15 protein-coding genes are annotated in these 18,814 nt (G+C 70.8%); 7 read left to right on the plus strand and 8 right to left on the minus strand.

The window, feature by feature from the left end; all coding sequences use genetic code 11:
- Positions 1 to 528 (plus strand): glycosyltransferase family 4 protein (locus ACFHNC_RS22825; protein WP_437171549.1); only part of this gene is annotated, 528 nt, incomplete at its 5' end.
- A complete protein-coding gene (locus ACFHNC_RS22830; RefSeq protein ID WP_437171550.1) occupies positions 525 to 2,549 on the plus strand; it encodes a DUF6212 domain-containing protein in 2,025 nt (674 codons plus the stop codon). The genes ACFHNC_RS22825 and ACFHNC_RS22830, both read left to right, overlap by 4 nt.
- Here the strand turns inward: ACFHNC_RS22830 and ACFHNC_RS22835 are convergent.
- The 3 genes from ACFHNC_RS22835 to cysN are packed head-to-tail and all read right to left on the minus strand — an operon-like array spanning position 2,533 to position 6,012.
- Complete coding sequence (locus tag ACFHNC_RS22835; protein WP_437171551.1) at positions 2,533 to 3,351, minus strand: hypothetical protein; 819 nt, start codon at positions 3,349 to 3,351, stop codon at positions 2,533 to 2,535. The two genes, ACFHNC_RS22830 and ACFHNC_RS22835, sit on opposite strands and share 17 nt — an antisense overlap.
- A 4-nt stretch (positions 3,352 to 3,355) precedes the next feature.
- Positions 3,356 to 4,141 carry a hypothetical protein gene (locus ACFHNC_RS22840; RefSeq protein WP_437171552.1) on the minus strand — a complete coding sequence of 262 codons (786 nt, stop codon included), beginning with the start codon at positions 4,139 to 4,141 and terminating at the stop codon, positions 3,356 to 3,358.
- Positions 4,138 to 6,012 (minus strand): sulfate adenylyltransferase subunit CysN, encoded by a 1,875-nt coding sequence (gene cysN, locus ACFHNC_RS22845; protein WP_437171553.1) that lies wholly within the window; start codon positions 6,010 to 6,012, stop codon positions 4,138 to 4,140. The genes ACFHNC_RS22840 and cysN overlap by 4 nt, the downstream gene beginning before the upstream one ends.
- Positions 6,013 to 6,108: 96 nt before the next feature.
- Between cysN and cysQ the strand changes: the two genes are divergently transcribed.
- From cysQ to ACFHNC_RS22865, 4 genes are all read left to right on the plus strand, one after another.
- On the plus strand, positions 6,109 to 6,900 hold the full coding sequence (cysQ, locus tag ACFHNC_RS22850; RefSeq protein WP_437171554.1) for a 3'(2'),5'-bisphosphate nucleotidase CysQ: 792 nt from the start codon (positions 6,109 to 6,111) through the stop codon (positions 6,898 to 6,900).
- 100 nt (positions 6,901 to 7,000) lie between these two features.
- The gene (locus ACFHNC_RS22855; protein ID WP_437171555.1) at positions 7,001 to 8,545 is read left to right on the plus strand and encodes a hypothetical protein; all 1,545 of its coding nucleotides are present in this window, start codon (positions 7,001 to 7,003) and stop codon (positions 8,543 to 8,545) included.
- Positions 8,538 to 9,818: a glycosyltransferase gene (locus ACFHNC_RS22860; RefSeq protein ID WP_437171556.1), complete on the plus strand. Its 1,281-nt coding sequence runs from the start codon at positions 8,538 to 8,540 to the stop codon at positions 9,816 to 9,818. Before ACFHNC_RS22855 ends, ACFHNC_RS22860 begins: the two co-directional genes overlap by 8 nt.
- Positions 9,819 to 9,898: 80 nt before the next feature.
- Positions 9,899 to 10,843, plus strand: a complete 945-nt coding sequence (locus ACFHNC_RS22865) for an alpha/beta fold hydrolase (RefSeq protein WP_437171557.1) — start codon at positions 9,899 to 9,901, stop codon at positions 10,841 to 10,843.
- 110 nt (positions 10,844 to 10,953) lie between these two features.
- On the opposite strand, the gene ACFHNC_RS22870 is transcribed toward ACFHNC_RS22865, so the two are convergent.
- The 3 genes from ACFHNC_RS22870 to dnaE all read right to left on the minus strand — a co-directional run bounded on the left by ACFHNC_RS22870 (position 10,954) and on the right by dnaE (position 16,380).
- Entirely contained in the window at positions 10,954 to 12,117 is a 1,164-nt protein-coding gene (locus ACFHNC_RS22870; protein WP_437171558.1) for a hypothetical protein, read from the minus strand.
- Positions 12,117 to 12,851 (minus strand): hypothetical protein, encoded by a 735-nt coding sequence (locus tag ACFHNC_RS22875; RefSeq protein ID WP_437171559.1) that lies wholly within the window; start codon positions 12,849 to 12,851, stop codon positions 12,117 to 12,119. The genes ACFHNC_RS22870 and ACFHNC_RS22875 overlap by 1 nt, the downstream gene beginning before the upstream one ends.
- An 82-nt stretch (positions 12,852 to 12,933) precedes the next feature.
- Positions 12,934 to 16,380, minus strand: a complete 3,447-nt coding sequence (dnaE, locus tag ACFHNC_RS22880; protein ID WP_437171560.1) for a DNA polymerase III subunit alpha — start codon at positions 16,378 to 16,380, stop codon at positions 12,934 to 12,936.
- Between dnaE and ACFHNC_RS22885 the strand changes: the two genes are divergently transcribed.
- Positions 16,379 to 16,882, plus strand: a complete 504-nt coding sequence (locus ACFHNC_RS22885) for a nucleoside deaminase (RefSeq protein WP_437171561.1) — start codon at positions 16,379 to 16,381, stop codon at positions 16,880 to 16,882. The two genes, dnaE and ACFHNC_RS22885, sit on opposite strands and share 2 nt — an antisense overlap.
- A 5-nt stretch (positions 16,883 to 16,887) precedes the next feature.
- On the opposite strand, the gene ACFHNC_RS22890 is transcribed toward ACFHNC_RS22885, so the two are convergent.
- Both ACFHNC_RS22890 and ACFHNC_RS22895 read right to left on the minus strand, forming a co-directional pair.
- Positions 16,888 to 17,571, minus strand: a complete 684-nt coding sequence (locus ACFHNC_RS22890) for an ABC transporter ATP-binding protein (protein ID WP_437171562.1) — start codon at positions 17,569 to 17,571, stop codon at positions 16,888 to 16,890.
- Complete coding sequence (locus ACFHNC_RS22895) at positions 17,564 to 18,814, minus strand: lipoprotein-releasing ABC transporter permease subunit (RefSeq protein WP_437171563.1); 1,251 nt, start codon at positions 18,812 to 18,814, stop codon at positions 17,564 to 17,566. Before ACFHNC_RS22895 ends, ACFHNC_RS22890 begins: the two co-directional genes overlap by 8 nt.

Raw genomic sequence — 18,814 nt, forward strand, 5'->3', positions numbered from 1 at the left:
AGAGTGTGTCTCCCCCCCCCCCCCCACCCCCCCCCTCCCCCCCCCTCTCTTCTCCCCCCCCCCCCCCCCCCCCCGCTGCGGGCGGCGCTGGACCGCCAGGCGGCGGCGGACCCCGCCGGGCGGCTGCGGCTGCTGGGCCACCTCGCCGATCCCAGCGCCTGGTATCTGGCGGCGGATGCGCTGGTGCTGCCCTCGGCGCTGGAGGGGCTGCCACTGGTGTTCCTCGAGGCCGCGGCGGCCGGCTGCCCCGTGGTGGCGACGAAGGCGGCCCTGGAAGGCCTCGGTCCCGCCGCGCCCAGCCTTGCCCGGCTGGTGAAGACGCCGGAACCGGCGGCCTTCGGCGCCGCACTGCGTGAATTGCTGGCGGATCCGGAGGGTGCCGCGGCGCTGGCCGAACGCGCCAGGGCGGAGGCGGCGCGCCGGTCCTGGGACCGCATCCTGCCTGAATGGCTGGGCCTGTTGCGCGCCGCGGGCGCCCAGCACGCGCTGGCCCACGAACCGGCCCCTGAGATGGAGACGCCCGCATGACCGATTTCCCGATCGGCGCAGCTGATGATGTGTTGATCGGCGCCGCCGAGAGGGCCGCCCTCGCCGCCGGGGAACCCGCCGTGGTTGCCGCGCCCGGCATGACGGGGCTGGAGGCGCTGCCGCTGGCGGTGCTGCGGCCCTTCGCCGGCGTGCTGCGGCGCGAGGCCGGGGACGGCCCGGCCGAACCCCTGCCGCCGGGCCTGGCGCCGCTGGCCGTGCTGGCGCCGGATGCGGCGGCGGCGGCCAGCCTGGCAGCGGGGTTGCCACGGGGCGTGCCGCGGATCCTCGGCACCAATCCCGCGATACCTCTGCTCGGCCTGGCCTTGCAGGCTTTGGCCGCGGCGCAGGCGGCGAGACTCGCGCTGCAGGGCCAGCCCGGCAGCAGGCCGCCCGCCGTGCGCCGCCTGGTGATCGACCTGCCGCCCGTCCCCGCCGCCACCGCGCCGCCCGCGCAGGTGACGCAGCATCTGGGCCGGCCGGCGGAGGGGCTTTGCGGCCTGTCGCTGCATGTCGCCGGCGCGCGCGCCACCGCCGCCAGCCTGCTGCGTGTGCGGCTGCTTGCGGATGGGCGGGTGATCGGCGCCTGGACGCTGCCTGGCCAGATGCTCAGTGCCGGCTGGCTGCCACTGGACCTGCCGCAGCCGGCGGCGTCGGGTGCGGCCGAGGCGGTGCTGCAGGTGGCGGTGGAGGTCGCGCCGGGCGAGACCCTGCAACTTTCCACCGCCGGTCCTGGCCCCGCCGCCCCGCTGGCGCTGCGCGCCGAGACGGCGGAGCCACATCACCTGGTACTGCCCTGGCAGTTCGACTGGGCCGCCTGCGGCGTGGCCGCGCCGCGCCCTGGCGTAGCGCTGCCGGTGCCGCCGCAGGCCTGGGAGGCCGCCCTTGTCGAGGGCGCCGAGGCCACCCCCGTGGCGGCCGGGGCGGAAGCACCGCGGCTGATGCTCCGGATTGCGCCCGGCAGCACGGCGCGGCTGGCGCTGCCGCCGCTCCCGCCGGGCGCGGCCGACCTGGCCTTGGCCGAGCTGTCCTGCCGGCTTGGCGAGGCGGCCGGGCTGCAGGTGGCGCTCCAGGCGGGGCCGGAGGCCGGGCCGGCGCGGGACAGCGGATGGCGCATGCCGGATGCAAGCGGGTCGCTCCGCATCGCGCTGCCGCTGCCGGCCGGGCTGGCGGGTGCCGTGCGGCTTGGCCTGGGCTTCCGCAACCGCGCCGCGGCGGCGGTGACGGTGGAGGTCTCGATCCTGGCCTTGATGGCCGGTGCGGCCGGCGCGCCCCGGCGCCTGCCGCCGCAGGCGCGCGCCACCGCCACACCGCAATTCTCGGCGGCCCTGCCCGGCACCCCGGCCGAAGCACCGGGGCCGCAGTGGGCCGAGCCGCTGCCGCCATCCGGCCTGCCCGGCCCACCGCCAGAGCCGGCCGCCCCGCAGCCACCGCTGGCGAGCGGCGAGGCCGGCGCCCCGGCACCGGCGCCCGCACCCGCCACCACGCCGATGACCCTGGCCGCGCCGACCCCCCAGGCGAGCGGCGAGATGGCGCCCGGCGGCGCGGATTTTCAGGACGTCAAGCTGCACCAGCACACCACCAATGCGGATGGCAGCTACCAGCACATCGAGCTGGGACTGACCGGGCTGGTCTCGGCCAGCGGTTTGTGGCGGGAGGTGCGGCTGAAGCTGTTCGACCGTCGCGGCACGGTCGGGCTGGAGTTCCGGCGTATCAAGGGCTGGCCACAGATGTTCGAGGCCTGGCCAAAAGGCGGCAACGACCAGTTCGGCCCCTATTGGCGGCTGGAGACCGCGGCCGCGGCGCCGGCTCTGGCCGGCCTCACCTCCGCCCAGGACCGCGCCATGCTGGCAGCGCTGCTGGAACTGCTGCCCGCCCTGGCCCGTCGCGCCGCCCGCGTCGCCGGGCTGCCGGCGGAGGAGCAGGAGGCCTGGGCCGATCGCGGCCGCGCCCTGCTGGCGGCGGTGGACGCAGCGCGGGCAGGCCAGGTGCGGCCGGCGGCGGGCGTCAGCGGCCCGGGCTGAGCCACGCCTCCAGCCGCGGCGCGATGTCCTGCCAACGGGCCGCGAAGTGGCGGTACAGCGCCAGGTCCATCGCATTCGCCGCGGCGATCCGTGCCGAAAGCGCGGGGTCCGCAAGGCGGGGGGCGATTTCCGCGCGTTCGGCTGCCGCGGCGCTATTCACCCGCAGCCGCGCAGCGGGCGCCCGTGCCTGGCCCAACATGCGGGTCAGCGCGCTGAAGCTTGCAGAATAATGTTCCTGCAGGCCGAGGAAGGCGAAATGCGCCTCGACATGCGCGATCGCCGCCTCGGCATCGCCGGAATCGAGCACCGCCTTCGGCACCAGGTGGCGCGCGGTGCGGTTGCGCTGGCCGGGCAGGTCCAGGAAGGCATCGAAATCCGGCACGCGGCGGCGCACTTCCTCCGCCAGCGGGTGCATCGGCGAGCGTTGGTACAAATAATCCGAGACCAGCCGCGCCGCCGGCTCCCGCAGCATGGTGAAGAGCCGCGTTCCCGGGATACCCTGGACAATGCGCGCGACCTGGCGCTGCTGCACATGGCCGGAGGCGAAGCGGAAGGGCACCTCACGCCATGCCGCCAGCGCCTGGTCCACCGCCGTGTCGTAGCGCTGCATGGCGGGGCGGGCGCGGTCCAGATGGTCGATGTGCAGGCTGCGATAGGGGCGCAGCCCCGCGGCGATGTCGGAGGTCAGCGATGATCCGGCGGTCTTCGGCACATGCACGAACAGCCAGAGCGGCGGGGGCGGCTGCAGGGCCGCCAGCCAGGCCTCGAAATCGCCGTCGAAGAAGGCGCGCAGCGGCGGCACGCGGTCAGGCCAAGGCCGAGCGCAGCGCCGGCGCGGCGCGGCGCAGCGCTGCGGCGAAATGCGTGTAGAGCGCGCAATCCAGCGGGTTCCGCGCGCGGATGCGCTGCGCCATTGCGGCATCGATCGCCGCCGCGCCATCCTCATCCGTGTTGACGTTCTCGCGCAGCCGCGGCGGCTGTTGCCGGCCGGCCAGCGCGGTCAGGGTGCGGAAGGACAGGTCGTACATTTCCTGGATGCCGACGAAGGCATAGCGCTGCATCACATGGGCGATGCAGGCGGCAGGATCGCGCGTGGCCAGCACCTCGCCCGGCAGCAAGTGCAGCGCGGCCTTATCCATCTCCCAACCCAGATCCAGATAGGCGCCAAGATCAGGCACCCGCGCGCGGAACGCCTCATGTCCCGGATGGCGAGGCGAGCACTGGTGGCGAAAGTCGGACACAACACGCGCCACCGGGTCGCGCAGCATGGTGATGAAGCGCGCCTGGGGCATCTGCTGCGCGATGCGCGTGACATGACGGCCGACGATGTGGCCGGAGGCGAAGCGGATGCCGCGCGGGCCGGCCTGGTCGAGGAAACGCGAAACGGCATCGTCGATGCGGTCGTGGAAACTGCGCGAGGTATCCTTGTAGTCGACATGGATGTTGATGTCGGGCGGCAGGATCGCGGCGAGTTCGGCCCGCAGCGAGGTGCCGGCGGTCTTCGGCACATGCACGAAGATGCAGGGTTTCGCGCCGAAGGCGGCGTCACGCAGGAAATCCATGGCCCGCCCCTCAAACAGGGCCTGCATCATGCGCCGCCCAGCATGCTACGCAGATGCGTCAGCACGCGGGCTGCCGCTTCTTCCGGCGTCTGGCCCTGCGTCTCGATCCGCAGTTCCGGATTTTCCGGCGCCTCATAGGGGCTGCTGATGCCGGTGAAGTTGCGGATCGTGCCCGCGATGGCGCGGGCGTAGAGGCCCTTGGGGTCGCGCTTGATGCAATCCTCGATCGGGGTGTCGACGAACACCTCGAGGAACTCACCCTCGCCCATCATCTCCCGCACCATCTGGCGTTCGGCGTGGAAGGGCGAGATGAAGGAGCACAGCACGATCAACCCGGCATCGACGAACAGCTTCGCCACTTCGCCCACGCGGCGGATGTTCTCGACGCGATCGGCATCGGTGAAGCCGAGGTCGCGGTTCAGCCCGTGGCGCAAATTGTCGCCATCCAGCGTGTAGGTGTGCCGCCCCTCCGCGTGCAGCGCCTGTTCCACCAGCTTGGCGATGGTGGATTTGCCGGAGCCGGACAGGCCGGTGAACCAGATCGCCATCGGCTTCTGATGGTCCAGCGCCGCGCGGGCGGCCTTGTCCACCAGGAATTCCTCGGTGTGGATGTTGGTGGCGCGGCGCAGGCTGAAGGCGACCATGCCGGCGCCGGCGGTGCGGTTGCTGAAGCGGTCCACCAGCACGAAGGCGCCGGTCTGCCGGTTCTCGGCATAGGGGTCGAGCGGCACGCGCTGCGCAGCGGAGAGGTTGCAGAAGCCGATCTCGTTCAGATCGAGCCGCCGCGCCGCCTGGTGTTCCAGCGTGTTCACATCCACCCGGTGGCGGATGGAGGTAATGGAGACGGGCGTCCACAGATTGCCTGCACGCATCAGATACTGCCGGCCGGGCAGCAGCGGTTCCTCATCCATCCACAGGATGTGCGCGGCGAACTGGTCCGTGACGGTGGGCCGGTCGGCGGGCGGGGCGAGCACGTCGCCACGCGCCACATCCACCTCATCCGACAGGCAGAGCGTGATGGCATCGCCGGCCACCGCCGCCGTCTGGTCGCCATCCGGTCCGAGAATGCGCGCCACGGTGCTGGTCTTGCCGGAAGCTGCGACCACCAGCGCATCGCCGGTGGCGACACGGCCGGAGGCGACGGTGCCGGAGAATCCGCGGAAATCCTGGCTCGGCCGGTTCACCCATTGCACCGGGAAGCGGAAGGGTCGCGAAGCCGCCTCGGCCTCCGGCTCCACCTGCTCCAGATGGGCGATCAGCGTCGGGCCGCGATACCAGGGCATGTTGCCGGAGGGGCTTGAGACATTGTCCCCGAAGCGAGCCGAGACCGGCACCGGCAGCATTGAATGGAAACCGAGCCCCGCGGCAAATCGGGAAAAATCGCCGGTGATGCGGTCGAACACCGCCTGGTCGAACCCCACCAGGTCGATCTTGTTCACCGCCAGCACCACATGCCGGATGCCGAGCAGCGAACAGATATAGGCGTGGCGCCGGGTCTGCGTCAGCACGCCACGGCGGGCATCGCACAGGATGATGGCGAGGTCGGAATTGGACGCGCCGGTTGCCATGTTGCGCGTGTACTGCTCATGCCCCGGCGTATCCGCGACGATGAAGCTGCGGCGCGGCGTCGCGAAGAAGCGGTAGGCGACATCGATGGTGATGCCCTGCTGGCGCTCCGCCTCCAACCCATCGACCAGCAACGCGAGGTCCACCTCCTCCCCCACCGTGCCGTGCTTGCGGCTGTCCTTGGTGATGGCGGCAAGCGTGTCCTCCATGATCAGCCGGCTGTCGAACAGCAGGCGGCCGATCAGCGTGGATTTGCCGTCATCGACGGAACCGCAGGTGAGGAAGCGCAGCAGGCCACGTCGGTCGGGCATAAGGGCGTGGCGATGGCTGTCCATGAGGCTTGGGTCCGTTTCCTGCGCGCCCGGCTTGCCTTCCGGCTATCCCATGACCACCCTCAGCGCGGCAAGATGTGACCCGGGACCCGACGCGCCATGACCGACCACTGCAGCCTCCTCACGCGCTTCGCCGCACTCGCCGCGGAGGCCGGGGCACGCATCGTCGAGATCCGCGCCCGGCCGCATGATGTGAGCGCGAAGGCGGATGGCTCGCCGTTGACGGAGGCGGACCTGGCAGCGGAGGCAGTGATCGCCGCCGGCCTGCCCGCCGCCGCGCCGGGCATCGCCGTGGTGTCGGAAGAAGATGCCGCACGCGTCGCGCCACCGCCGGGGGCCAGCTTCATCCTGGTGGACCCGCTGGACGGCACGCGGGAATTCCTCGGCCCCTCCGGCGAGTTCACCGTGAACATCGCGCTGATCACGGCCGGGCGCCCGGTCTGCGGTGTGGTCTATGCGCCGGCGCTGGGGCGCATCTGGCGCGGCGCGGCGGGGCTGGGCGCGGAGATGGCAACGCTGCCGCCCGGCGCCGACCCGAAGCGCGCCGCCTGGCGGCCGATTCGCGCCCGGCCGCGTCCGGCGGCGGATTGGACCGCGGTGGCCAGCCGGTCCCACATGGACCCGGAGACCGAAGCCTATCTGGGCCGCCTGCCGATCGGCGAGCATCGCGCCATCGGATCCTCCCTGAAATTCTGCCTGCTGGCGGAAGGGGTGGCGGATGTCTATCCGCGCTTCGGCCCGACCATGGAATGGGACACCGCCGCCGGTCAGGCGGTGCTGGAAGCGGCCGGTGGCAGGGTCGAGACGCCGCAGGGCGCAGCCTTCGACTACGGCAAGGCGCAGGCCGGCTTCCGCAACGGGCCGTTCATCGCCTGGGGCGCCGCCGGATGACGGCGCCGCCTGCCTCCGGCGGTTGACGGTGCGGTTGACACGGGCGACCGAAGCCCGTTTGACGGCGGCGGTCCAGGTGGCCGGCAGGAGGGTGTGTTTGGTGGATCGCCCGTTCGAGGACGGCCAGACCGAGGTGGCATTGCAGCTCGGGCTGACATGCGAGGTGGCGCTGCATGGCGGCGGCCGCCTGCTGCTCGGCTGGGCGCAAGCCCCGGCCGAGGCACAGGCCGCGCTGCGCCTGGAGGCGCCTGACGGTCAGCCCTGCCCGATCGCGCAGATCCGCTTCCACCCCGATCCAACCGCATCTGACAGCCCGCACCCCACCTGCCTTTTCACCCTCATATCCGGGCCGCTGCCATCCGGCGCCCGGCTGGTGCTGCAGGCCGGGGACCGCCGCATCGATATCGCCGTCGAAGGGCCGGACGGGGCGGCGCTGGCCGGCGCCCTGGCCGCCTGGCCGGCGGAGGCCGGCTTTGCCCTGCTGGCGGATGCCGCCACCAACCCTGCACTACAGCCCCTGTTGGATTGGCAGCAGCACCCCTTTGGCGCCTTCGGCGAATGGCTCGGCGGGCTGAACCCCGTCCGCGGCCGGATGACGGAGAATGTGGCGGAGATCGAGGAAGCTGAGACCCTGACCTCCCTGGCCGGGGAGGTGATGGTGGTGGTGCGCGGCAGCGCCTCGTTCCCGCCCGGGGCGCGGCTGGAACTGGTGGCCCTCGGCCAGCGCCCGAACGGCACCGCAGATGCCGCCGGGCGGGCGGAGCCGGTGGCCGTGCCGCTGCTTGACTGGCAGATGGTGGCGCTGCCGCAGGCGCTGGTCGGCCAGGGCCGAATCGACCCGGCCTGGCTCGACAGGCTTTCGATGCTCGATCTGGTGCTGCGGGTGCAGGTTCGGCCCGACCTCGTGCATTTCCTGCGCTGCCGTCCGCGTGCCGCGACCGTGCCGGACCTTCTGGATTCGATCTGCCGCACGACACCCTTTGCCGAACCGACGGACGCCGCCGGCGCCGCGGCGCTCGACCTGCTGCGGTTGGTCGTGGCGCGGCGGGAGGCGTTCCTGGCCCCGCCGCTGGCAAGCCTGGCGGCGCAGCGCCCGGCCCCCGATGCCGCGGGCCACCTGCCACGCCTTGGCCTGATCCTTGGCGCGGATGACCCACTGGCAGCGCGGCTGTTCCAGGTGACCGCGCCGGAATTCGAGGGGCGCTGCGACCGGCTGCTGGTGATGGGCGATGCGGCGGAAGCGGTGGCGCAGCCCTTCATCCGCCGCGGTCGCATCCCCGTCAGCCTGGGTGCGGCCGCCGTGCAGGCACTGCGGGAGGCCGCCGGCCGCGCCGGCCTGCTGGCGGTGGAGGCCCCGCGCTTTGCCGCCGCCGTGGCCGTCGGGCGACCGGCCGCGGCATTTTCCCACCCGTTGGGCGCGGCGGAGCTGGCGCGGCTGCTGGCGTTGCACGCGGCGGCCGGCTGCGAGCCGGCACTGGCCGACAGCCTGGCCCGCCTGTTGCGCTTGTACCGCACGCAGCCCGGCGAGCCCGCCTTCCTTCCGGTCCAGCGCGGCTGGAGCAGCCCGCATGCGGCGGAGGTGGTGAACGCCCATCTGGCTCGGCTCTGGACCACCGGCCAGGCGGAGGCAGCGCCCCATGGCTGAGACGGCGCAGCGGCGAATGGGCAAGGTTTGCATCATCGCCCATTCGCACCCGGAATTCTCCAAGGGCGGCGGGGAGCTGGCGGCCTACCGGCAGTTCGAGACGATGCGTGATGCCGGCCGCGACGTGGTCTTCGTCGGCGCCAGCGAGATCGGCACGCAATACGCCGAAAGCCGCCCGATCGAGACGGTGATGCCCCTTGGCGCCGGGGAATACCTGTATTCCTTCGCCGGCATGGCAGAGGATCGGCTGGCCTGGGACGATGCCTATCAGCGTGGCGTGCTGGTGGATTTCCTCGCGGCGCTGGATTGCGAGATCTATCACTTCCACCATTACTGGCGGCTCGGCACCGATCTGATCGATGCGCTGATGGAAGCGCGACCGGATGCCCGCTTCGTCATGACCATCCACGAGATGCTGGCAATCTGCCTGCATCACGGACAGATGGTGAAGACGCGATCGCGCGAATTGTGCCGCCGCGAATCGCCGCTGCGCTGCCTGGCCTGCTTCCCCGACCAGACGCTGGAACGCTTCGCCTATCGCAAGGCGACGTTGATTTCCGTGCTGTCGCGCTTCGACACCATCCTGCACCCCAGCGATTTCATCCGCGGCCGCTACCGGGACTGGGGCCTGACCGGGCCGCGCGACCCGGTGGTGGAGAACTACCTGGGCGACGCCATGCTGGCGCAGCCGCGCGAAGCGGCCGATCCGCAGGCCATGGCGCACCGCTTCGGTTTCTTCGGCCAGCCCACCTCCTTCAAGGGGCTGGACGTGTTGCTGCGCGCGCTGCCCATGGCGCTGCGCGGCAATCCCGACATCGTGCTGACCGTCTTCGGTGCGGAGCGGGAGGATGTGCTGCGGCTGTTCCCGACGCTGGAGCCGATGGTGGAAGCCGCCGGCCCCAGCCTGACCTTCGCCGGCCGCTACGACCCGCTGGATGCGGTGGAGTTGATGCGCTCCGTTGGCTGGGTCGTGGTGCCCAGCGTGTGGTGGGAGAATTCGCCGGTGGTGATCCAGGAAGCCCGCCGCGCCGGCACGCCGCTGATCGTCTCCGACATCGGTGGCATGGCGGAGAAGGTGGAGCGCGGTGTCGATGGCCTGCACTTCAAGCGCGCCGCGCCGGTGGATCTGGCCCGGGTGATGACGGTAGCCGCGAACCCGGCGCTCCGCGCGCAATACGGCGCCAGCGTGCGGGACGTGATGGGGCGCGATGAATTCCTGGCCGCGCTGGATGCCGCCTATGCGCCGCATGCCGGGTCCGCACCGGCCCGGTGATCCGCCGCAGGGGCCGGGACGTCCCGGGGCCTTGACCCGGGAAGGCTGCCGGCAAACCCTGGGCACGGAGGAACCCCTACATGACCCATGACACGCCGGACTCGCAGCCGCCGAGTGAGGCCGCCGCCGCCCTGCTGCCCGGCTTTCGCCACCAGCGCATCCGTACCAGCGGCGCCGAGATCATGACCGCGATCGGTGGCGCCGGCCCGCCCTTGCTGCTGCTGCACGGCAACCCGCTGACCCATGTGAGCTGGCACCGCGTGGCGCCGGAACTGGCGCGCCACTTCACCGTGGTGGCGATCGACCTGCGCGGCTATGGCGACAGCAGCAAGCCGCCGGGCGGCGACGACCACGCCGCCTACAGCTTCCGCGCCATGGCGCTGGATGGGGTGGAGGTGATGCGCGAACTGGGCTTCACCCGCTTCGGCGTGGCCGGCCACGACCGCGGCGCCCGCGTGGCCTTCCGCATGGCGCTGGACCATCCGGATTGCGTGACGCAACTCGCCTCGCTGGACATCGTGCCGACCTGGCATCTGCTGTCCAACATCACCCTCGGCTGGGGGCTGGAGAGCTACCATTGGTTCTTCATGGCGCAGAAGGCGCCCTTCCCCGAGAAGCTGCTCTGCGCCGACCTGGATTATTACATCAACTACAAGCTGAACAAGAAAGGCGTCGGCCTTTCCATCTTCGACCCGGTGGCGTTTTCCGAATATGCGCGCTGCACGACGCCGGAGCAGATCCATGCGGTGTGCGAGGACTACCGCGCGACGGTGACGCTGGATTACGAGACGGACCGCGCGGAATTCGGCAAACGGCAGATCACCTGCCCGGTGCTGGTGCTGTGGGGCAGCAACAGCCATGTCGGCCGGCATCTGGCGGTGATGGAGGCCTGGCGACCCTGGGCGCCGGATTTGCGCGGCTGGGCGATTCCCACCGGGCACTACCCTTCGGAGCAGCGGCCGGACCTGGTGCTGGAGGCCTTCCTGCCCTTCTTCCAGGGCGAGGAACCGCGGGAAGCGGTGTAGCCGGCCCCCACCCGGCCGCTGCGCGGCCAACCTCCCCCGCTTTGCGGGAGAGGAAAGCCAGACTCCCTCCCCCGTTTACAGGGGGGCGGGGTGGGGGGCAGGCATGCAGGTCAGCCGCGCGCCTTGGCCCGCCCCTGCGCCAGGTCCCAGGGCAGTTGGAAGAAGATCTCGTCCCAGCCCCAGAACTGCCGCAGCGAGGTTCGCAGCGCGTTCGGCGGCAGCGCCGGGCGGCGGCCGTCATGCGCCGTCACCGGCAGCACAGGGGCCAGCAGGTCGCGCCAGAAATCCGCCGACAGCCAGGCATCCACCACGCTGGCGTGCCGGTCGGGCGCGATATCCGCGCGGCGCGGCGCGATCCGCATCGGCGGCGTGCCGAGGAACACACCCTCCTTGCCGAAGAACCGCGCCTCCGCCACCACGGAGGAGGACACGCCCACCACGGTGCGAAGGGCATCCTGCGCCAGCAGCACATAGGCGTTCTCCCGCGTCTGCCGGATGCGGGACAGGCGCAGGCCGGCATTGTGCAGGCCGAAGCCATCGGCGTTGTAGGGGTGCGGCTTGAACAGCACCGGGCCCTCCGGGCCCAGCACCGCATGCAGCGCCGCGGCGAAATGCGACAGGTCGAGCAGCTTGCCGCCGCGGATCAGCGCGCGGTCCACCTGGGTCTGGCCGACCAGCAGGCAGGGCGTCTCCACCGGCACGCGCGGCGGCATCTTCACGGCCGTGGCGGCCAGGAGATCGGCCCAAGGTTCGAAGACATGGTCCTCGGCGTGGTGCGGCATCAGCCGCGCCAGGATTTCGGGGTGGTCGGTCTGGATGGCGAACAGCACGTCGGGGCCGAAGCGGTACGGGTGGATGTTCACATCGACCCAGGGGATGCCCGCCAGCGTCAGCAGCCGCTTCTGCAGCTCCGTCAGCTCGAACCCGACCACCGCCGCGGCGCCGGCGAAGGGCGCGGCAAGCATGGCGGCGGCGTCGCGCGGCAATTCCATCGCGTCGAACAGGCTGACCCAGCCCTCGATATCAGGCCCGGCACCGCAGGCGGCGTAGAAGCCTGGCGTATCGAAGGCGCAGATGTCGCTGCCCGGCGGCGCGATCCCTGGCTCATCCCAGACCAGCGCCTGCACCGGCAGGCCGGTGGCGGCGGCCAGGGGGCGGCGCACCAGGCGGTGGAACCACTGGATGTTGCCATTCTGGGAGGATTTGAACAGCTTGTCCTGCGGCCGCAGCAGGTCGCCGGTGACGATGATCCGCGCTGCGGTCGCCGGCTGCATCAGCCTTCGCGCTCGATCCGCAGCCAGCCCAGGCCCAGGCCCAGCGTGCGGCTGTCCCGCAGCGGGCCGGTGGCGGGGTCGGTGAAGCGGGCGCCGTGAAGCAGCAGGGAGATGCGCGAGGAGGCCGGCAGCACCGGCAGCACCGCCACCGCCTGGCAGGTCGCCACCGCGCCATCCTGCGACAGCACGGCCAGGTCCAGCTTCAGCCCATCGAGGAAAATGTCCTGCGCCGCCAGATCCAGCGCCGCACCGAAGGGCGCCCGCAGCGCGAGCGTGATCCGCAGCGCGCCGCCGCCCAGCGCCGGCAACTGCGCCGTGGCGCAGCGCGCGGCGCCGGACCAGCGCAGCGCGCCGGCATCGGTCATCTCGGCCGGGTACCAGCCGAAGCCGATAAAATCCTCGGATGCCACGTCGAAGGCGACGGGCGCGGCTTCAGGTGCCGCTCCCGGCCCGGCGGCTGCCTCGCGGCGCGCGGCGGGGATGAAGGGCAGCGGGTCGATCCGCATGCGCTCGGCGCGGGACAGCGAATCGGCCTGCCGCAACTGGGACAGCGCCTCCACCTGGGCGGAGAGGCGGGCGATCTCCTCGACCAGGTGTTCGCCGAACAGGCGGGCATCCGGGTCCAGCCGATCCAGGAAGGGGCCGGCCGCGGCGCGAAGGCGCGCGGCCTCCGCCTGGTGCAGCCCGGCTTCGATCAGCGCCGCGGCGCGGCGGTCGGGGGAGAGGTCAAGCAAGGGATGATGGCCGTGTGACAGAACAGACCCCCTCCTGCGGGCGCGCCATTCCTAGCTTACCAAAGCGCAGTCCGCGAGGGGGCTACAGCTCCGCCACATCCGCGACGCCAGGCACCACCTTCATCGCCTGCATCAGCCGGGGCGAGATGTTGAAGCGGCCGGGGAGCGCGATCTCCACCTCCTGCCCCGGGCCGGTGACGGAGACGATTCGCACCTCGCCGCGGCCCTTGCCTTCGCGGTCCAGCATCAGGCGGATCGGGTCGATGGCGGCGGTCTGGTCGAGCCAGAGGCGGATGCCCTGGCCCATGCCCTGCGCGACGCGCTCCAGCGGCTCCAGCTCCAGCGCCGTGAGCCGCACCGTATCGCCATCCAGCCGCACTTCGGTGGTCACCAGAAGCGCGGTGCCCTCCGCCAGCATGCCATCGGCGCGGGCCAGGCTTTCGCTGAAGAAGGTGACTTCGAAGCTGCCTTCCGCGTCGCTGAAGCGGACCCAGGCCATCTTGGTGCCGGACTTTGTGCGGCCGGATTTCACCGCGACCACGGTGCCGGCCAGCTTCATCCGCCCGGACCCGCCGCGCGCGCGTTCGGCGATGCGGGAGGACGGCACGGCGCCGAGCTTGGACAGCACGCGGCGGTAGGTGTCCAGCGGATGGGCGGAAAGGTGGAAGCCCACCGCATCGGCCTCGTAGCCGAGTTTTTCAAGTTCCGGCCAATCCTGCACATCGGGCAGGCGCAGCGGCGGGGGCGCGGTTTCGGCGCCGAACATGTCCCGCGTCGGGTTCAGGCGGCGCTCGCCGGCTTCCTGGGCGGCGCGCAACACCTGCTCCGCGCCCTGCACCATGCGGGCGCGATTCGGTTCCAGGCTGTCGAAGGCGCCGGCCTTGGCGAGGTTCTCCACCTGCATCTTGTTCAGCAGCTTGGGGTCCACCCGCCCGGCGAATTCGGACAGTGATGCGAAGGGCGACGCGGCATCGCGCTGCGCCACCAGATCCTTCATCGCGGCGAGGCCCACGCGCTTCACGGCGGCCAGGGCAAAACGGATGGCAGGCGTGCCATCCTCCTTCGCCTCGATGCGGAACTCGGCGCCGCTCCGGTTGATGTCCGGCGGGAGCACGGCGATGCCGAGGCGCGACGCCTCCTGCATATGCCCCGCCAGCTTGTCCGTATTGCCGAGGTCGAGCGACATCGACGCGGCGAGGAAGGCGACCGGATGGTTCGCCTTCAGCCAGGCGGTCTGGTAGCTGACCAGGGCATAGGCGGCGGCGTGCGACTTGTTGAAGCCGTACTCCGCGAACTTCTCCATGAGGTCGAAGATCTCGCCGGCCTTCGCATCCGGCACGCCGTTCTTGGTGGCGCCCTCGACGAAGATCTTGCGCTGCGCCTCCATCTCAGAGCGGATCTTCTTGCCCATGGCGCGGCGCAGCAGGTCCGCGCCGCCGAGCGTATAGCCGGCCAGCTCCTGGCTGATCTGCATGACCTGCTCCTGATAGACCAGGATGCCGTAGGTCTCATCCACGATGGCCGCCATCTTCGGATGCGGCGCCGCCCAGGCCTCGCCATGCTTGCGCTGGCAATAGGCGGGGATGTTGGCCATCGGACCCGGGCGGTACAGTGACACCGCGGCGATCAGATCCTCGAAGCGGTCAGGCCGCATCATGCGCAAACAGTCGCGCATGCCCTGGCCTTCGAACTGGAACACGCCCGCCGCATCGCCGCGCGCCAGCATCGCGTAGGTCTTGGCGTCATCCAGCGGGATGCGATCCAGGTCGATCGTCACCCCCTGCCCGGCCAGCAACTGCACGGCGCGTTGCAGCACCGTCAGCGTCTTGAGGCCGAGGAAGTCGAACTTCACCAGGCTGGCCTGCTCGACATACTTCATCGAGTACTGGGTGATGAGGTCCGGGCTGCGCGGGTCGCGGTACAGCGGCACGATATCCACCAGCGGCCGCCGCCCGATCACCACGCCGGCGGCGTGGGTGGAGGCGTTGCGGTACAGCCCCTCCAGCTCCTGCGCCACTTCCAGCAGGCGGTGCACCTGTTCGTCGCTGCGCTGCATCTCCTGCAGCTTCGGCTCACCCGCGATCGCCTGCGCCAGCGTCACGGGCTTCGCCGGGTTGAAGGGGATCAGGCTGGCGATGCGGTCCACCTGGCCATAGGGCAGGCCCATGACGCGGCCGACATCGCGCACCGCGGCCTTCGCCTGCAACTTGCCGAAGGTGATGATCTGCGCGACGCGATCCTCGCCATATTCGCGGCGGACGTAGTCGATCACCTCGTCGCGGCGGTCCTGGCAGAAATCGATGTCGAAGTCCGGCATCGAGACACGCTCGGGGTTCAGGAAGCGCTCGAACAGCAAGCCCCAGCGCATCGGGTCGAGGTCCGTGATCAGCAGCGCCCAGGCGGCGACGGAGCCGGCACCCGAGCCACGGCCCGGCCCCACGGGGATCCCCTGCGCCTTGGCCCATTGGATGAAGTCGGCCACGATCAGGAAGTAGCCGGAGAAGCCCATGGTCTCGATGACGGAGAGTTCGTAGGCCAGGCGCTCCCGATAGGGCGCACGCGCTTCCTCATCGAGTTCCAGCACATCCAGACGGCCTTCGAGGCCCTGCTTCGCCATGGCGAAGACCGTCTCGGATTCCGTCATGCCCTCCATCACCTTGGGACAGATCGGCAGTTCCGGCTTCTTCGATTCCGCCATCACGGCGCAGCGTTGCGCGATGGCCAACGTGTTGTCGCAGGCCTCCGGCAAATCCGCGAACAACTCGCGCATCGCGGCGGTGGATTTGAAGAAATGCTCGGCGGTGACGCGGCGGCGATCGGGCTCCGCGATCACACGGCTTTCGGCGATGCAGAGCAGCGCGTCATGCGCGGCGTGCATCTTCGCCTCGGCGAAATAGACATCGTTGGTGGCGACGATGGGCAGGCCGGCGGCGTCCGCCAGCGACAGCAGCCCGGCCTCCACCATCTTCTCGGTCGCCAGGCCGTGGCGCTGCAACTCCACCACCAGATCGTCCGGGCCGAAGATGTCCCGCAACTGCGCCAGCAGCTTGGCCGCCGCATCGCGCCGCCCTTCCGCCAGCAGGCGCCCGAGTGGGCCGGTGGTGCCGCCGGTCAGCAGGATCAGCCCGCCGCGATAGCGGTCCAGCGTCTCCAGCCCGATGCAGGGCATGCCGGATATATCGCTGCCGAGAAACCCGGCGGAGGACAGGCGCTGGAGGTTGTCCAGCCCCTCCGCATCCCGCGCCAGCGCCACGATCGGGTCCGGCCGGTGCCGCGCCGGGTCGCCGCCCCGGCCCGCATCATCCGTGACGCTGCGGCCGAGGAACAACTGGCAGCCGATGATCGGCTGCACGCCCTTGCCCGTGCAGGCCTGGGAGAATTCCAGCGCGCCGAACAGATTGCCCGAATCGGTCAGCGCCACCGCCGGCATCCCGGCCGCGCGGGCGAGCACCGGCAGCTTCTCGGCCTTGATCGCCCCCTCGCTGAGGGAATAAGCGGAATGGGCGTGCAGGTGGATGAAGGGGCGCATGGCCCCGTCCTACCACGCGCGCCGGGGGCTTGGCATGGCGGATGACGAAACCCTGCTGCGACGGGTGATTGCCCTCTCGGCCGAGGTGCATGCAACCGGCCAGCACCCCTTCGCCGCGCTACTGGCCGATTCGCAGGGCCGCGTGCTGATGGAGCAGGGCAACGGCTTCGCGCCGCATGGCGACGGCACCGCCCATGCCGAGCGGTTGATCGCGACGCGCGCCTGCCTGGAACTGCCGCCGGAAGTGCGCGCCACCGCCACGCTGTTCAGCAGCGCGGAGCCCTGCGCCATGTGCGCCGGCGCGATCTACTGGGCCGGCATCGGCCGCGTGGTGTTCGGTCTGTCGGAGCGCCGGCTGAAGGCCCTGATCGGCCCGCACCCCGAGAACCTGACCCTGGATCTGCCTTGCCGCGAGGTCTTCGCGGCCGGTCAGCGGCAGGTTCAGGTGGTGGGGCCGCTATTGGAGGATGAGGCGGAGGTTCCGCATCGCGGTGCCTGGTAGCCGCCCTACGCCGCCACCACCTCCCCTTTCCGCAGCGTCACCACCCGGTCCATCCGTCGCGCCAGTTCCGGGTTATGGGTGGCGATCAGTGCGGCCATCCCCTGCCCGCGCACCGCTTCCAGCAGTTCCGCGAAGACCCGGTCGCTGGTGCCGACATCAAGGTTGCCGGTCGGCTCATCGGCCAGCAACACGCGCGGCTTGTTGGCCAAAGCGCGGGCAATGGCGACGCGCTGCTGTTCGCCGCCCGAGAGCTTGCCGGGGCGGTGTTCCTCCCGCCCCGTCAGGCCGAAATCAGCCAGCAGCGTCCGGGCGCGCGCATCGGCGGCGGATTTGGGCACGCCGTTCGCCATCTGCGGCAGGGCGATGTTCTCCAGGGCGGAGAATTCGGGCAGCAAATGGTGGAACTGATAGACGAAGCCGATGCCGGTGCGGCGGATGGCGGTGCGCGCATCATCGCCCAGCGTGCCGGCGGCCTGACCAGCGAAATACACTTCCCCCGCATCCGGCTTCTCCAACAGCCCGGCCAGATGCAGCAGGGTGGATTTGCCGGTGCCGGAAGGGGCAACGAGGGCCACGATCTCACCCGCGACAAGGGTGAGGTCGGCGCCGGACAGCACCTCCAGCACACCGGCTTCCGTGTGGAAGCGGCGCGTCACGGCGCGCAGTTCAAGGGCAGCCGCTTCACTCATTGCGCAGCGCCACCACAGGGTCCGTCTTCGCGGCGCGCCAGCTCGGGTAGATGGTCGCCAGCAGGGACAGGCCGAGGCCCATGCCGACCACCTGCATCACCTCCTTCGGGTCCACCACGGCGGGCAGGCGCGTCAGGAAATAGACCTCGGCGCTGAACAGCTCGGTGCCGGACAGGGCCTGGATCGCCTGGCGGATCGCCTCGATGTTCAGGCAGAAGACCAGGCCGACGGTGAAGCCGATCAGCGTGCCCAGCACGCCCACACTGGCGCCGCAGAGCAGGAAGACGCGCAGGATCGACCCGCGCGTGGCGCCCATGGTCCGAAGCACCGCAATGTCCCGCCCCTTATCCTTCACCAGCATGATGAGGGAGGAGACGATGTTGAAGGCGGCGACGATGATGATCAGCGTCAGGATCAGGAACATCACGTTCCGTTCCACCTGCACCGCGGCGAAGAAGCTGGAATTCGCGTCCTGCCAATCGACGATGCGAACCGGCGTGCCCTGGAGCGCCGTGCGGATGTCCCGCGTCACGGCACGCACACCTGTCGGGTCCTGGACAAAGACCTCGATCTGGGTCGCGGCGTCGCCGGTCTGGAAGAAGGTCTGCGCGGCGGGCATGGGCAGGAAGACGAAGCTGCTGTCGTATTCCTGCATGCCCACCTCGAATAGCGCCACCACGGTATAGGCGCGTACCCGCGGCACCGTACCGAACACCGTGGTGCGGCCCTGGGGCGAGACCAGCGTCAGCTTGTCCCCCACCGCAATCCGCATGCGCTGCGCCAGGCGGGTGCCGACGACGATGGCATCATCACCTTCGAAGCGGTCCAGCGAGCCTTCCATGATGTTCTGCGCGACAAGCCCACGCGCCCGCAGATCCTCCGCCCGCACCCCGCGCGCCAGGCCGCCAGAGGCACCGCCATGATCGCTGGTCAGCAACACCTGGCCCTCAACGATCGGTGTCGCGGAGATCACGCCGGGCAGGCCGCGGATGCGGCCGGCGACCGCGTCGTAATCGCTGATCGACCGCTCGATGCCATGCACGCCGAGATGGCCGTTCAGGCCGAGGATGCGGCCCAGCAGCTCGATCCGGAAGCCGTTCATCACCGACATGACAATGATCAGCGTGGCGACACCGAGCGCGATGCCGACCAGGGAGAAGATCGCGATGACCGAGACGAAGCGCTCCCCCTTGCGGGCGCGCAGGTAGCGGAAGGCGATGGTGCGTTCGAAGGCGTTGAACAT

The organism is Falsiroseomonas sp. E2-1-a4, from assembly GCF_051433165.1.
Taxonomy (GTDB): domain Bacteria; phylum Pseudomonadota; class Alphaproteobacteria; order Acetobacterales; family Acetobacteraceae; genus Falsiroseomonas.